Annotated in this window: 14 protein-coding genes and 1 tRNA gene; 9 read left to right on the top strand and 6 right to left on the bottom strand. The window is 49.7% G+C overall.

The genetic code is table 11. The annotated features are described in order from the left end of the window. Positions 1–137: 137 nt before the first annotated feature. On the top strand, positions 138–2,015 hold the full coding sequence (gene mrdA, locus AC6I8K_RS15795) for a penicillin-binding protein 2 (RefSeq protein ID WP_064738533.1): 1,878 nt from the start codon (positions 138–140) through the stop codon (positions 2,013–2,015). Between the two features lie 9 nt (positions 2,016–2,024). Here the strand turns inward: mrdA and AC6I8K_RS15790 are convergent, their stop codons facing one another. Further along, positions 2,025–3,347 carry a methyl-accepting chemotaxis protein gene (locus AC6I8K_RS15790; RefSeq protein ID WP_497827049.1) on the bottom strand — a complete coding sequence of 441 codons (1,323 nt, stop codon included), beginning with the start codon at positions 3,345–3,347 and terminating at the stop codon, positions 2,025–2,027. A gap of 194 nt (positions 3,348–3,541) precedes the next feature. On the opposite strand from AC6I8K_RS15790, the gene AC6I8K_RS15785 reads away from it, so the two are divergent. Continuing rightward, positions 3,542–3,617 (top strand) — tRNA-Phe (locus tag AC6I8K_RS15785). A 131-nt stretch (positions 3,618–3,748) separates the two neighbouring features. On the opposite strand, the gene AC6I8K_RS15780 is transcribed toward AC6I8K_RS15785, so the two are convergent. From AC6I8K_RS15780 to AC6I8K_RS15770, 3 genes are read right to left on the bottom strand one after another with little or no spacing between them, the layout of a single operon-like run. Continuing rightward, positions 3,749–4,240, bottom strand: coding sequence for an Hcp family type VI secretion system effector (locus AC6I8K_RS15780; RefSeq protein ID WP_350261105.1), 492 nt, complete (start codon positions 4,238–4,240; stop codon positions 3,749–3,751). A gap of 1 nt (position 4,241) precedes the next feature. Continuing rightward, on the bottom strand, positions 4,242–4,505 hold the full coding sequence (locus AC6I8K_RS15775) for a hypothetical protein (protein WP_497827048.1): 264 nt from the start codon (positions 4,503–4,505) through the stop codon (positions 4,242–4,244). Further along, on the bottom strand, positions 4,483–5,001 hold the full coding sequence (locus AC6I8K_RS15770) for a DUF2778 domain-containing protein (protein WP_497827047.1): 519 nt from the start codon (positions 4,999–5,001) through the stop codon (positions 4,483–4,485). The genes AC6I8K_RS15775 and AC6I8K_RS15770 overlap by 23 nt, the downstream gene beginning before the upstream one ends. 402 nt (positions 5,002–5,403) lie before the next feature. Here AC6I8K_RS15770 and AC6I8K_RS15765 point away from each other — a divergent pair, with 402 nt between their 5' ends. Next, complete coding sequence (locus AC6I8K_RS15765) at positions 5,404–5,793, top strand: cupin domain-containing protein (RefSeq protein WP_483816161.1); 390 nt, start codon at positions 5,404–5,406, stop codon at positions 5,791–5,793. A 103-nt stretch (positions 5,794–5,896) separates the two neighbouring features. Here AC6I8K_RS15765 and AC6I8K_RS15760 read toward each other — a convergent pair whose 3' ends face one another. Further along, complete coding sequence (locus AC6I8K_RS15760; RefSeq protein WP_497827046.1) at positions 5,897–6,763, bottom strand: LysR family transcriptional regulator; 867 nt, start codon at positions 6,761–6,763, stop codon at positions 5,897–5,899. Positions 6,764–6,853: 90 nt separating this feature from the next. On the opposite strand from AC6I8K_RS15760, the gene AC6I8K_RS15755 reads away from it, so the two are divergent. From AC6I8K_RS15755 to gfa, 5 genes are all read left to right on the top strand, one after another. Further along, positions 6,854–8,239 (top strand): MFS transporter, encoded by a 1,386-nt coding sequence (locus AC6I8K_RS15755; RefSeq protein WP_497827045.1) that lies wholly within the window; start codon positions 6,854–6,856, stop codon positions 8,237–8,239. A gap of 274 nt (positions 8,240–8,513) precedes the next feature. Further along, the gene (locus tag AC6I8K_RS15750; RefSeq protein ID WP_064738546.1) at positions 8,514–8,789 is read left to right on the top strand and encodes a metal/formaldehyde-sensitive transcriptional repressor; all 276 of its coding nucleotides are present in this window, start codon (positions 8,514–8,516) and stop codon (positions 8,787–8,789) included. 172 nt (positions 8,790–8,961) lie between these two features. After that, the gene (locus tag AC6I8K_RS15745; RefSeq protein WP_483816158.1) at positions 8,962–9,450 is read left to right on the top strand and encodes a helix-turn-helix domain-containing protein; all 489 of its coding nucleotides are present in this window, start codon (positions 8,962–8,964) and stop codon (positions 9,448–9,450) included. A 308-nt stretch (positions 9,451–9,758) separates the two neighbouring features. Next, positions 9,759–10,868, top strand: coding sequence for an S-(hydroxymethyl)glutathione dehydrogenase/class III alcohol dehydrogenase (locus tag AC6I8K_RS15740; RefSeq protein ID WP_064738548.1), 1,110 nt, complete (start codon positions 9,759–9,761; stop codon positions 10,866–10,868). Between the two features lie 56 nt (positions 10,869–10,924). After that, the gene (gfa, locus tag AC6I8K_RS15735; protein WP_483816157.1) at positions 10,925–11,500 is read left to right on the top strand and encodes an S-(hydroxymethyl)glutathione synthase; all 576 of its coding nucleotides are present in this window, start codon (positions 10,925–10,927) and stop codon (positions 11,498–11,500) included. Between the two features lie 109 nt (positions 11,501–11,609). Here the strand turns inward: gfa and AC6I8K_RS15730 are convergent, their stop codons facing one another. Then, positions 11,610–12,047, bottom strand: a complete 438-nt coding sequence (locus tag AC6I8K_RS15730) for a hypothetical protein (protein WP_483816156.1) — start codon at positions 12,045–12,047, stop codon at positions 11,610–11,612. Between the two features lie 117 nt (positions 12,048–12,164). Between AC6I8K_RS15730 and AC6I8K_RS15725 the strand changes: the two genes are divergently transcribed. Continuing rightward, the gene (locus AC6I8K_RS15725; protein WP_497827044.1) at positions 12,165–13,058 is read left to right on the top strand and encodes a LysR family transcriptional regulator; all 894 of its coding nucleotides are present in this window, start codon (positions 12,165–12,167) and stop codon (positions 13,056–13,058) included. Positions 13,059–13,074: the final 16 nt, after the last annotated feature.

Below are 13,074 nucleotides of genomic sequence, written 5' to 3'. Positions count from 1 at the left end.
GGTCGCCATTCATGGCGACCTGGCTTCCCACCGTAAACATCTGACACACTTTTACCCAGGCTTGTGCATCTTCGTGCTGGCTCTGAAACAATCTCTGCTTATCATTAGCGTGATAACAAAGAGACTAAGCCCACCTAATGAATTTCCGTAATTTCGAAGCAGAAGAAAAGCTGTTTGCCCGCCGTGCGATTGTCGCTTTTGCCCTGGTTGTCATCTGCTTTACCATTTTAGGCATCAACCTGTATCGTCTGCAGGTCGATCAGCACAGCTATTATCAAACGCGATCGAACGAAAACGACATCAAAATGATCCCCATCGCGCCCACGCGCGGGTTGATCTTCGATCGCAACGGCATTCCGCTGGTGCGCAATGTTAGTTGGTACGACATTCACATCACGCCGTACAAAATCGACAACATGCAGGAGACGCTGAAAGCGCTGACGCCAATTGTCGATCTCACGCCAGAAGAAATTGAAACCTTCGAACATGAACTCAAGCAGAACAGCCGCTACAAGCCGGTCGAACTGAAAGCGGAACTGACTGACGAAGAAGTGGCGCGCTTCGCCGTCAATCAATTCCGCTTTAGCGGCGTCACCGTCGATACCTATCAGGATCGGGAATATCCTTACGGCGCCGATCTGGCGCACGTGCTTGGCTACGTCTCAAAAATCAACGATAACGATTACAAACGCCTGAACGCACAAGGCGTTGGTGAGAATTATGCCGCTGACCACAATATCGGTAAGCAGGGCATTGAAGGCTATTACGAATCGCTGCTGCACGGTAAAACCGGCTATCAGGAAGTGGAAGTCGATAACCACGGCCGCATCGTGCGCGTGCTAAAAGAGGTGCCGCCGGTTGCCGGTCAGAACATCACGCTGACGCTCGATCTGCATCTGCAGCAGTATGTTGAGAGCCAGCTGGCGGGACAACGCGCCGCCGCGCTGATTGAAGATCCGCATGACGGTAGCGTGCTGGCGATGGTCTCTGCACCGAGCTACGATCCCAATCCGTTCGTCAAAGGGATCAGCTACAAAGCCTACAAAACCCTGCTGCAGGATAAAGACCTGCCGCTGATCAACCGCGTCACCCAGGGCTTGTATCCGCCAGCTTCCACGGTGAAGCCTTACATGGCGATGTCGGCACTGCTTAACAAAGTGATCACCCCAAGTACCACTTTCTTCGGCGCGCCCACCTGGACGCTGCCGGGCACCGATCGCAAATATCGCGACTGGAAAAAATCGGGCCACGGCATGCTGGATGTGACGCGCGCCATTGAGGAATCTGCCGACACCTTCTTTTATCAGGTGGCGTTCATGATGGGCATCGATCGCATCCACACCATGCTAAGCCAGTTTGGCTATGGCAAATCGACCGGCATCGATCTCAACGAAGAGTACGCCGGATTATTGCCGAGCCGCGAATGGAAGCAGAAGGTACATAAACATGTTTGGTATCAGGGCGATACCGTTTCGGTCGGCATTGGACAAGGTTACTGGGTGGCGACGCCGATTCAGATGGTAAAAGCGATGGTGGCGCTGATCAACAACGGACGGGTGATTAATCCGCACCTGCTGGAGAAATCGCAGCGTGGCACGGTGGTGCAGCCGTATCAGGCTAAATTACCGCAGCCGCAGATTGGCGATGCCAAATCGCCGTACTGGTCGCTGGTGCGTCACGCCATGTTCGGTATGGCAAATGCGCCGAACGGTACCGGCTACAAATACTTCCACACCGCGCCTTACGGCATTGCGGCGAAATCGGGCACATCGCAGGTATTCAGCCTCAAGCAGAACCAGGTGTATAACGCCAAAATGACGCCGATGCGCCTGCGTGACCACATCTTCTACACCGCATTTGCGCCGTTTAACGATCCCAAAGTGGCGGTGGCGTTGATTCTGGAAAACGGCGGCAACGAAGGCGTCACCGCGGCGCCGTTGATGCGTAATATTCTCGACCATATCTTTGTACCGGAAGCCACTGCGCCGCCGGTGATCACCGCGGCGGCGCAGTAAAAAAGTAAATTATCCCTCTTTCAACGCATCGGTAACATGGCTGATGGCGCGCACCACTTCGCTGGAACTGCCGCGAATATCGGCCATCATACCGCCAGCTTCTTGCGCTAACACCACGCCGTGATCGGCGCGTTTAAGGTTCGATGCAATGCCTTTCAGCGCCTTCTCGGCCAGCGTGTGGTTCTGCTGCACCCTATTTTCAATCTCGGTGGTGGCGCGGTTAATGTTGGCCGCCAGCGTACGCACTTCATTGGCAACCACGGCAAAGCTGCGACCATGCTGACCGGCGCGCGCCGCTTCCACCGCCGCGTTAAGCGCCAGCAGATTGGTTTGATCGGCGATACGGCGAATGCTTTCAACAATGGCGCCAATACGATCGGATGATTCGCTCAGATCGTTGATATCGTCCGAAATACCGTGCAGTTCGCCCGCCAAATCATTCATGGTCTGCACGCTGTTCTCAATGACCGTGGCGCCCAATCGCGTGCTCTCGCTGGTTTGCAGCGCGGTTTGATACGCCTGCTGCGCCGCTTCGCGCTCTTGCTGATTTTTCTCCACCTGCGCGGTGACATCGGTGGCGAATTTCACCACTTTGTACAGTTCGCCAGCTTCGTTAAACACCGGATTATAGGTAGCGCGTAGCCACACGGTTTGGCCGCGTTTATTCACGCGCTGGAACTGGCCGGAGATAAATTCGCCCTGATTGAGCTTGTGCCAGAAGCGGCGATATTCGTCGCTGTTACGCATTTCGGGTGGGCAAAACTGGCTGTGATGAACACCGACCACTTCTGCCGCGCTGTATCCCAGGGTTTTCAGGAAGTTGTCATTGGTCATCAACACTTCGCCCTTCAAATTGAAGGCAATCACCGCCATCGAACGCTCTATTGCGGTGGTCATGGCGCGCTGCTCCTGCGCATCCATAATGCGTGCGGTGATATCGCTCGCCAGCTTGACGATTTTTACCACCCGACCGCTGCGATCCTGCACCGGCACATAGTTGGCTTCCAGCCAGATAGAGCGGCTGTGTTTCGCCACGCGCAGGAATTTGTCGCTGAAGCCTTCACCGCGATTGAGACGACGCCAGAAGTCGCGATATTGTGGCGAATTAATCAAATCTGCGGTGCAGAACAGGCTGTGATGCTGGCCAACGATCTCTTTAAGCGTATAGCCCATGCGCTCCAGAAACAGTTCGTTAGCGGTAAGGATTTTGCCGTCTGGGGTGAATTCGACCATGGCGATAGCGTCCTGCAACGAACTGAGCGTTGCCATGCTATGACTGCGTTTCTGCCACGCGAGGCGCGACATGATGCCTGATGTAATTGTGCTGAACATGGTGGACCTTATTATTGGTATGAGATGTCAGCACGGTTATCGGCATAAATGCTTAAAAATTCACCGATAACAGTGATAGGCGGCATGATTTTTTACCGCTTGGTCTGGCGGTTGCTTTAAAAGGCATCAGTCAGCGATTTTTTGCCGAAAAGCGTTTGACGGTGCGTTCTGAGTAAGGTTTAATGCGCCCCGTTGCCCGGATAGCTCAGTCGGTAGAGCAGGGGATTGAAAATCCCCGTGTCCGTGGTTCGATTCCGCGTCCGGGCACCAACATTTAGAAAACCCAGCTTATGGCTGGGTTTTTGCTTTTCTGGGTTTCATCAAGCTTCATACAATCTTGCGACGATTACGACTCAATGCGGTACTTGAGTTTTTGTATCTCAAAAGCAGGAAAGGTTGTTCTAAGCGGTTGGACGCTCGTTCCATGCATCGGTGTACTGGATATTACCATCCACAATACGCCACGTGATTTTCTCATACTGCAAGCTGACGCTTTCCGTATGGTTTAGTTTGTCATTGCCTGCAAGCTTCACATTTGCCACGCCGCAGTTAACGCCGGTGACCTTCACGTTTTCCATCAGCACCGTGTAATAGCAAACTTCCTGACCAGCATCGCTAATGTTATAGAAGCGAAGTTCAGCGCTTTTTAGCGTCTGCCCGGTGGCTGCTGCCTTGTACAGATAAGGCGTGGAGCTATCCACTTCTTTCTCAATCATCATTGATGAATGCTGGCGCGTACCGGTGATCCTACCGTTAGATCCGTCCACTGGCAGGTTAATGCCGTGGCTCATGCCGATAATTTCAATGCTGCCTTCACGGTCGTGAACATCGACAGATCCTCGAATATCTGCTCCACCATCATCTTTAAGCCACATATACGGAGGGATTGGCATTTTACTTGATCCTTATTTTTTTGATTAACTTCATGGTTGTTAAGTAAACAGCCGTGGTGATGGACACCACGATGACAACATCAAGGTAGAAATAGGCGTCGTAGAGGGTTTCGATATTGGATTCGCCGCTGATAAATACGGCAACCTTTCGGGCGTAATCCTGAGAGATATACGTTTCAGCGCCACCGAGCGATCTGCCCACAGCCAGCATTATTAATATGAAGAAAACGCATTTTGCGGCCCTACGGGCAAGTGTTTGAGCCATTGGCGACAACCTCAATTAATCCTCTTGCCATCAGCGAAGGCTTACTTGGCACGGACACCATTGAAGTGTTCATAAACGCCTGGCGGATACGTGCATAGTCAGAGTTGTGGGGAATGGTGATGCAGCCTTCTGATATGGTCCCCGGATGAAGCCTGAATAGTTCACGGCGCACGCCTTCATACCATGTTTCATCGTCAATGGCTGAGTCCTCTCGATAGAGTGCAAACCATTCACTTCGACCAAAGGCCACACCGTTCACATACTTGTTCCAGGTATCCTGTAATTCAGCCTTTCGCTTACCAAAGAAGCCACCCGCGCCGCGATCGACAACCCAGTATCTTCCCGGTGGCAATGGACCGTCTCCCGCAACTGCGCCGCAGCCCCCACGATTACGGTAAGCGCCATTACCTGAGAACGCCATGAAAATGCCGACGCCGTAGATGTTTAACGGTGCGTAATCTGCGCCGTTCAGAATCAGTTTTCCATTCAAAGCCATAACTCACCTAATATCCATATAATAGCTGTGCGTTATGATAGGTAAGGTTGCCTTTTAGGACCAGTGATTATTAATGTTTCTTATGCAATTACACTCTTTGACAGGCCATAGGTGATGAGCTGACAGCCATGTAACACCTGGCCTGATGAGGCGCTAATGCCGAGAAATAATATTAATTAAGCCGAAATGACAACTATGTGCCAGGAGCAAGCTTTCAGGTCAGTCGCCAAATCCCGTGCGTTCTCGAGCTTCAGCAGCGCTATTTTGTCACCCAACTTTAATTAATAACCAAAAATAATTAATTTGGCGCATTAAGAGCCTTAATTGTCGAGTTAATTCACCGTTCTAAAATTTAAGCTATTCTTTTGCAGTGGCTTTAATTTAATCGTTATAGGGGAAAAGATGAATAACGCGACTGATGAACATAAAAACGAGTCAGAGATCTTGCTTAAAAGTGGGCTTGCCTGGAATGGACAACAATTAGAGCACTATCCTTCTGGTGAACTTGAAATCACCGTTATGAAAATGACCATCCCCGCTCATTCAGAGCTGCCATGGCATACTCATCCCATTCCAAATACCGCCTACATTCTGTCCGGTTCGCTAACCATTGAAGACAAAGAGAGCGGAGAAACTAAAACTTTTCACGCTGGTGAGGCTTTCAATGAGTCCATCGATATTGCCCACCGTGGGTTCACCAAAGATGAAAGTACTGACGTCATTATTTTCTATGCAGGCGCTAAGGGTGAGGAGCTCTCCATCCCGTTACCGGGAGAAGAATCTGAGTATTAAGATATTTATTGTCTGTAAGTAATTGGTTTTAAACTGAAGTGAGGTGGATGAATCCACCTCACTTCATGTACATTGCCTGTGTTAGACCGACATAGTTAACGAGTTACTGATTCAACCCTAATCCTTTCTTATCTAAAAATTCAGTCATTGTCTGCGCGATTTTTCGTATCTGCGCATCGTCTCGTAGGTCTGGGTGTTTTGCTAACCAGATATCCAGCGTTAGCATCGGTTTTTCAGTGGACAATTTAATCAGTCGGGGTTCTTTATCAGCTAAAAAACACGGTAAGCCCGCAACGCCAATTCCCGTACATGCAGCCTCATATTGATTGCTTAAATCGCTGACTTCACAACAAACCCGCTGGTTTCCTATAACTTCATTCAGCCATCTTTTGTGCTCAAAACTGGGTTCCTTATGGGAATAGGCAATAAAATCCCAGGTTGAGGCATTTTTAATATTGCTGTAATGAGGCGCGGCATATAAACCAAACTTCATTAGCCCCGTTTTTTTTATAATATCGGTCTCTTCTATTGGCGGAGACAGGCGCAGGGATAAATCAGCTTCCATTTTTGAAAGAGACACAAATTGCGCTTCACTTTGGATAGAGAGTTGGATGTCAGGATTTTGCTGCGTCATCTCAAAAATAGCGGGGGCAAAAAAATGGCGGGCGAGTATTGGCGGCGCCGAGATCGCCACCCGGGAACGGGCAGATGTTTTAACTGAGGAGGAGAGCCGCGCGACGGAATACACTTTCGCCTCAATCTCCTTTGCCTCGTTTAAAATTTTTTCACCTATCGGTGTCAGGCGCGATTCACGTGGCAGGCGGATGAAAAGCTGAATGCCCAATTCTGCTTCAAGCGATGCCAGTCGGCGACTTACTGTGGCTTGATCAACCTTCAAATCTTTTGCAGCACCTGAAATCGTACCGGCTTTGGCAATGGCCAGAAAAAAGCGTAAATCTTCCCAATTCATGATGTATGCGTTTTTGCATGGATGGTGTGCAAATTCTAGTATTTACGCATGCCGTGTCAATTCATATCCTTTCGACATGGTTAACTCATTTTGGCTTCATTTGTTATGTCGAAAATAACGCCCACCTTAGCGGCAATACTCATCTCATCTTGTCTGGGATTTTTAGTGGTTCAGCTTGATGTCAGCGTAGTGAATGTTGGGTTGAGCGCCTTGAAAGATGCGTTTAAAACGGACCTTACTGGCCTTCAATGGGTGATCAATAGCTATGCTTTAGTGTTTTCAGCATTGCTGATTCTGGGTGGCGCACTCGGGGACAAGTTAGGTGCAAAGACCGTCTTTGCCTGGGGGTTTGGCGTCTTTACGTTCGGATCAATCGGCTGCGGATTAGCTAACAGCATGGCAATGCTGATTACGCTGCGGGGTATTCAGGGAATTGGCGCTGCCCTGTTGGTGCCGACCTCCTTAACGTTGATCAGGCTGACTTTCCAGGATGCAAACACCCGCCGTACCGCAGTGGCTATGTGGGGTGCCTGTGGAGGTATCGCGCTTGCTGCCGGTCCGGTGCTGGGTGGCATTCTCATCCAGTATTTGGGCTGGCGCAGCGTGTTTTTAATCAATGTTCCCATTGGCCTTATCGCGATCATCCTCATCCTGCGTTTTGCTCCAGCTTCTCCACGTGTCGATAAGAAAGTCGATGTGCCGGGCCAAATAGCCAGCGCTATTGCCATCGCCTCCCTGACATATGCCCTGACAGAATCGAGCGATCGGGGATGGACAATGTTGCCGCTTGTGGCGTTGTGTCTGGCAATCCTCTCAGCTTTCCTATTTACCGTCACGGAAAGGCATGTCGCGGCTCCAATGTTGCCTCCTCGCTTAGTCAAAAATAAGATGCTGATTGCAATGTGCCTCAGTGGCGCCGTCATCAATCTGGTTTTTTACGGCACCGTTTTTGTGCTCAGCCTCTTTTTCCAGACCGTTAAAGGCTATGGTGCGTTTCAGACTGGTATCGCTTTCATTCCTTTGACCGCCGTGCTGACCCTATCAACGATGATATCTTCACGTGTTGCACGTCGCGTAAGTGCCATACGTATCATCACCACCGGATTTAGCGTGCAAATTATCGGGTTTTTATTGTTATCCCAGTTATCGGTTAATGCCTCTTTTTGGCTGTTGAATGGCGCACTCATGCTGGTCGGGATGGGAAGCGCGATGTCAGTACCCTCAGTCACCAATACGATGCTTGCTTCAGTCTCACAGCACGATGCCGGCATATCCTCAGGATTGATGGCGTCAGCAAGACAGTTGGGCGGGGTCGTGGGCGTAGCCATCTTTGGGGCGCTAATAACGCATACCGATACGCAAACATTTTCGCACGGCATGGCTAAAGCGATGCTGTTATCTGCCCTGGTGTTGTTGGTTTGCATCGTGATAAATCTCGTTATGACGCGGCGCGCCCGCGAAGCGGTGGAAATGTAGTTTCAGCTAAGGATGGAAGCCAGCATTGCAAACGCCGTGTTGGTTAACTTGAAATGAAGTTGCCCTTTATGTTGGAGCATGATCAATTTTACACTGTGAATCAGTGCTAACAGGGGTATTGGAGTCACCGTTCCCATCTGGCAAACTGTCCGGCAACGCTCATGGCTGCAGGCTAACAAGTCTATTTTTAAGTGAACGACTGTTATGGCAGTCATCGCTAATGAAGATAGCGCCTTCATGTTATGATATACCCCGGTACAGTATGTGAGGATGTATGCCACACTCTCCTGAAGATAAAAAGCGTGCGCTTAACAGAATTAAAAGAATACAGGGACAATGCGAAGGCATTCAGCGATCGCTGGAAGCGGGCGTAGATTGTGCTCCTGTATTGATGCAGATGGCTGCAGTTAGAGGCGCGATGAATGGTTTGATGACCGAGATCCTGGAAAGCTATATAAAAGAAGAGTTCGCGGGAAAGTTAAACGCCGATAGCAGCAGTGAACAGGAAATTGGTGAGCTGGTTAAATTAGTTCGCTCTTATTTTAAGTGATATTGAAGCGGGTGCTTACTGAGTACCTTTGAAAAGCAGCATCTTTAGGTGCTGCTTTTTTATGTCTGCAATTAACACGCTCAGTCTATTAAATTATCATCGTTAAATTATTTGAACGAGTCGCCGTTAATCTATGTGCTAAAGTTTGTTCAGAATTTTACGGGTGATCAATATGACTATTTCAAGTAACCACAAAATTAGCTCAGGCATGAGCAATTATTCATTTAAAACAGATGATTGCAGTGGTAGAGAGCTCGTTTTGCACGCTGTTGTCAGAGACATTATAAAGTGGATTGATGGCAATCTTGATGTCAATCTTAGAGTTGACGTTATTACCAGACGAAGCGGTTATACACACTGGTATTTTCAGCGCAGATTTAAGGACATTACCGGAATATCAATAGCGGATTACATCCGGATTTGTCGTGTAATAAACGCAACCAGTGCGCTAATCACTACCGACAAAAATATTATGGCGATCGCAATGGACAATGGATTTAGTAGCCAGCAAACCTTCACGCGTGTTTATCGTCATTACGTTAACGAACCGCCCGGAAGCATCCGCAAGGCCTATTGTGGCGAACCTGCCTATGTTGAAAATATGAGGTCAGCAATGTTTCAGAGCTATCCTTTCTTCCAGAATAGGGATACGGCTCATTAATCTTTTCTCATCTTCTGTGGTGCGATAGCCTGGCAGCGATTGCAGCTCTCTTTGCGTCATCATTAAGAGAGCGTTTGCAGAGGTCTCAGTAATTACTCACAATTACTCTGATTTTTAATTTCGTTTAAAAACAATAAGATGATTTGTTTTTAACAGGAAAGACAAAAATCCTATATACCCCTATAGGGTATGCGATCTATACTCCCTCTACTCGATAAACTTTTACCACCTCTTTAGGGCGGCGTGATGAGCAATTTGCAAACAATCACCCCGCTCAATCCGAACCCTCAATTAAGTGGAGTGCCGTAATGAAATCACGCGCTGCTGTTGCATTTGGCCCTGGCCAGCCTTTAAAAATTGTTGAAATTGACGTTGAGCCGCCACGCGCTGGCGAAGTGTTAGTCAAAATCAGTCACACGGGCGTCTGCCACACTGACGCCTTTACCTTGTCAGGTGATGATCCTGAAGGTGTTTTCCCTGCAGTTCTTGGTCATGAAGGTGCTGGCGTAGTCGTTGAGGTTGGCGAAGGCGTTACCAGCGTAAAAGCTGGCGATCACGTTATTCCTCTTTATACCGCCGAATGTGGCGAATGCCTGTTCTGCAAATCCGGCAAAACTAATCTGTGCACCGCCGTTCGTGCCACCCAGGGCAAAGGCCTGATGCCGGATGGCACAACGCGCTTCTCTTACAACGGTCAGCCGATCTATCACTACATGGGTTGCTCAACATTTAGTGAGTACACCGTGGTCGCTGAAGTCTCTTTGGCGAAAATAAATCCGGAAGCCAATCACGAACACGTTTGCCTGCTCGGCTGCGGTGTAACCACCGGTATTGGCGCTGTTCACAATACGGCAAAAGTGCAGCCTGGTGATTCCGTAGCCATTTTTGGCTTGGGCGGCATCGGCCTCGCAGCCATTCAGGGTGCGCGTCAGGCGAAAGCCGGCCGCATCATTGCTATTGATACCAACCCATCCAAGTTTGAGCTGGCTAAGCAGTTCGGCGCAACAGACTGCATCAATCCCAACGATTTCGACAAACCGATTCAGGACGTCATTATTGAAATGACAGGCTGGGGTGTCGATCACTCTTTCGAATGTATCGGCAATGTGAACGTGATGCGTGCAGCGCTTGAGTCTGCTCACCGTGGCTGGGGTCAGTCGGTCATTATTGGCGTAGCGGGTGCGGGTAAAGAAATTTCCACACGTCCGTTCCAGCTGGTTACGGGCCGTCAATGGAAAGGCTCTGCATTTGGTGGGGTTAAAGGACGTAGTCAGCTGCCGGGAATGGTTGAAGATGCCATGAAGGGTGAGATTGAGCTGAAGCCATTTGTGACTCACACCATGTCACTTGATGACATTAATGATGCATTTGACCTGATGCATGAAGGCAAATCTATCCGCACCGTTATCCACTACTGATCTCTCAACGCATCGGGTGCGGCGCTTGTCGCACCTGTTTAATCAAGGATTCATTCATGAACGTTCAGAAAATCCATCCAGCGGTAGACGCCGGCATTAAAGCGGCAAATGAGCATTTTTCTGGCGGCGTGTTACGTTGCCACTGCACGGAGAATCAGGTTGAAGTACAGCTTGATAGCCAGACGATGTTTAACCACGCCTGTGGTTGCACGAAATGCTGGAAACCCTCAGGTTCGCTCTTCTCACTGGTTGCTGTTGTTCCCAAAGACAACGTCTCTGTCATTGCACACGCAGAGAAATTGAAAGTCGTTGATGAAAAGGCCCTGATCAGACGTCATGCCTGTACTGACTGTGGTGTCCACATGTATGGCCGCATTGAGAACGAGCAACATGCGTTTTACGGTCTGGATTTTGTGCACACTGAACTGTCTGATAGCGAAGGCTGGTCTGCGCCAGGATTTGCCGCTTTCGTTTCGTCCATTATTGAAAGCGGCGCGCCGGTTTCTAAAATGGCCGATGTCCGTGAGCGCTTAACTGACCTGGCGTTAACGCCATACGATTGTTTGTCGCCAGAACTGATGGACATGCTGGCCGCTCACAGCGCCAAACAAGCTGGAACCTGGCAGGCATAGTTGTCTTGAAGTGAGTGTCTGTCAGTCACATTCTTTACTATAACAATGATATGCAACGACGCTTTGCCGGTTACTCGCCTTGCAGTAACCGGCTTTTTTATGCCTGAAATCATGCGGCATGAATCGCCGTGATGCCGAGGTGATGGGTTACCTCACGGACAAATACAAATCCTGCGAGTACCTGCAGCGCCGCTTCTGATAAGGAGAGCGGATGGTAGGAAATATCATCTGCCAGTTTATTGAAAGCGTCCTCAATGTGCTCGGGTGTGGCTAAAGATGCACCGTCTAAATAGCTCGCACATACCGCCTTTAACAACGGATCTTGACTGGTTGCCTCACCGTGGATCGGGGTGATTGTCGAATCGGATTCAATAATCTCCTCGGTGCGATAAATCATCATTTCAAGGTGCCAGGCGGTCAGCGATGTCTGCGCCGTTATTCCTGACAGGATGTAATCCAGTCCCTTCGCGACATCAATTTTTTTGGCCGATTCTGGCCAGAAAAAATGTGTGCTTTCACGTAATAGGGAAAATTCAGCGTTAATCATTTCACACCCTCAAGCGGCTAAAGGAGAACGTTAAGCGTCTGCCTGACGTTGAACGCGTTAAAAATAGATGACATCATAAATACCACTAACGGGCTCATCTACAACAAGGTGTTTCTAATGGATCGTCTTACCAGTATGACGGTTTTTACGCGTTCCGTAGAACTGGGCTCATTTACCGCCGCCGCTGAAGCGCTGGATATGTCGCCACAGCTGGTTGGGAAAAACGTTTCCTTCCTCGAACAACATCTGGGCGTTCGTCTGATAAACCGCACCACTCGACAGCACAGCGTGACTGAAGCAGGCCGCGACTTCTATGAGCGGGCAAAAATTATTCTTGCTGAACTCGAAGCGGCAGAATCTTTTGCTGCAGAGACGCGAGCGACACCGCGAGGCCGCATCCGCATCAATGCGCCGGTCACCTTTGGTGTTCATGCGCTTGCACCGTTACTCCCGACATACCTCAAGCAAAATCCTGACGTTACGGTTGAACTGATGCTGGCGAACAGAATGGTAGACCTGATTGATGAGGGGTTTGACATCGTTTTTCGGGTTGGGCATCTGCCGGACAGTGGTTTGGTGGCGCGCGCGTTACACCCTTACCAACTGATTGCCTGTGCTTCACCCACTTACCTGAATGATGCGCCACCATTGGCTCATCCCAGCGATCTCAGCCAACATGAGTGCCTGATTTTCAGCCATACCTCGTTGAGAACACATTGGGAGTTTGAAAGCGCTGAAGGGATGCTACGTGTTGCCGTCGAAGGAAGGTTGATGCTGGACAGCGGTGAAGCGCTCATCAATGCGGCTCGCGCCGGGCAGGGCGTAGCACTACAACCCGCTGAACTGGTTAACCCATTGATTCAAGAGGGCAGCCTGGTTGAGGTATTGGATGCCTATAACATTCCCACGCGTCCTTTGCATATTCTCCATGCCCCCGATCGGCGCCTGACGCCTAAGGTTCGCAGCTTCCTGGATTTTGCTTCAGACCACTTTGGTTCCGGGCGGCTTTGAATATTTGCCGCCCGTA

Source organism: Pantoea sp. X-Soil-ISGK-421 (assembly GCF_059730785.1).
The sequence above is the reverse complement of the archived record's forward strand: the minus strand, read 5'-3'. Positions and strand labels throughout refer to the sequence as shown.

Coding starts and splice junctions, on each gene's coding strand:
- mrdA (WP_064738533.1), top strand. CDS start 138: ATGAATTTCCGTAATTTCGAAGCAGAAGAAAAGCTGTTTGCCCGCCGT.
- AC6I8K_RS15790 (WP_497827049.1), bottom strand. CDS start 3,347: ATGTTCAGCACAATTACATCAGGCATCATGTCGCGCCTCGCGTGGCAG.
- AC6I8K_RS15780 (WP_350261105.1), bottom strand. CDS start 4,240: ATGCCAATCCCTCCGTATATGTGGCTTAAAGATGATGGTGGAGCAGAT.
- AC6I8K_RS15775 (WP_497827048.1), bottom strand. CDS start 4,505: ATGGCTCAAACACTTGCCCGTAGGGCCGCAAAATGCGTTTTCTTCATA.
- AC6I8K_RS15770 (WP_497827047.1), bottom strand. CDS start 5,001: ATGGCTTTGAATGGAAAACTGATTCTGAACGGCGCAGATTACGCACCG.
- AC6I8K_RS15765 (WP_483816161.1), top strand. CDS start 5,404: ATGAATAACGCGACTGATGAACATAAAAACGAGTCAGAGATCTTGCTT.
- AC6I8K_RS15760 (WP_497827046.1), bottom strand. CDS start 6,763: ATGAATTGGGAAGATTTACGCTTTTTTCTGGCCATTGCCAAAGCCGGT.
- AC6I8K_RS15750 (WP_064738546.1), top strand. CDS start 8,514: ATGCCACACTCTCCTGAAGATAAAAAGCGTGCGCTTAACAGAATTAAA.
- AC6I8K_RS15745 (WP_483816158.1), top strand. CDS start 8,962: ATGACTATTTCAAGTAACCACAAAATTAGCTCAGGCATGAGCAATTAT.
- AC6I8K_RS15740 (WP_064738548.1), top strand. CDS start 9,759: ATGAAATCACGCGCTGCTGTTGCATTTGGCCCTGGCCAGCCTTTAAAA.
- gfa (WP_483816157.1), top strand. CDS start 10,925: ATGAACGTTCAGAAAATCCATCCAGCGGTAGACGCCGGCATTAAAGCG.
- AC6I8K_RS15730 (WP_483816156.1), bottom strand. CDS start 12,047: ATGATTAACGCTGAATTTTCCCTATTACGTGAAAGCACACATTTTTTC.
- AC6I8K_RS15725 (WP_497827044.1), top strand. CDS start 12,165: ATGGATCGTCTTACCAGTATGACGGTTTTTACGCGTTCCGTAGAACTG.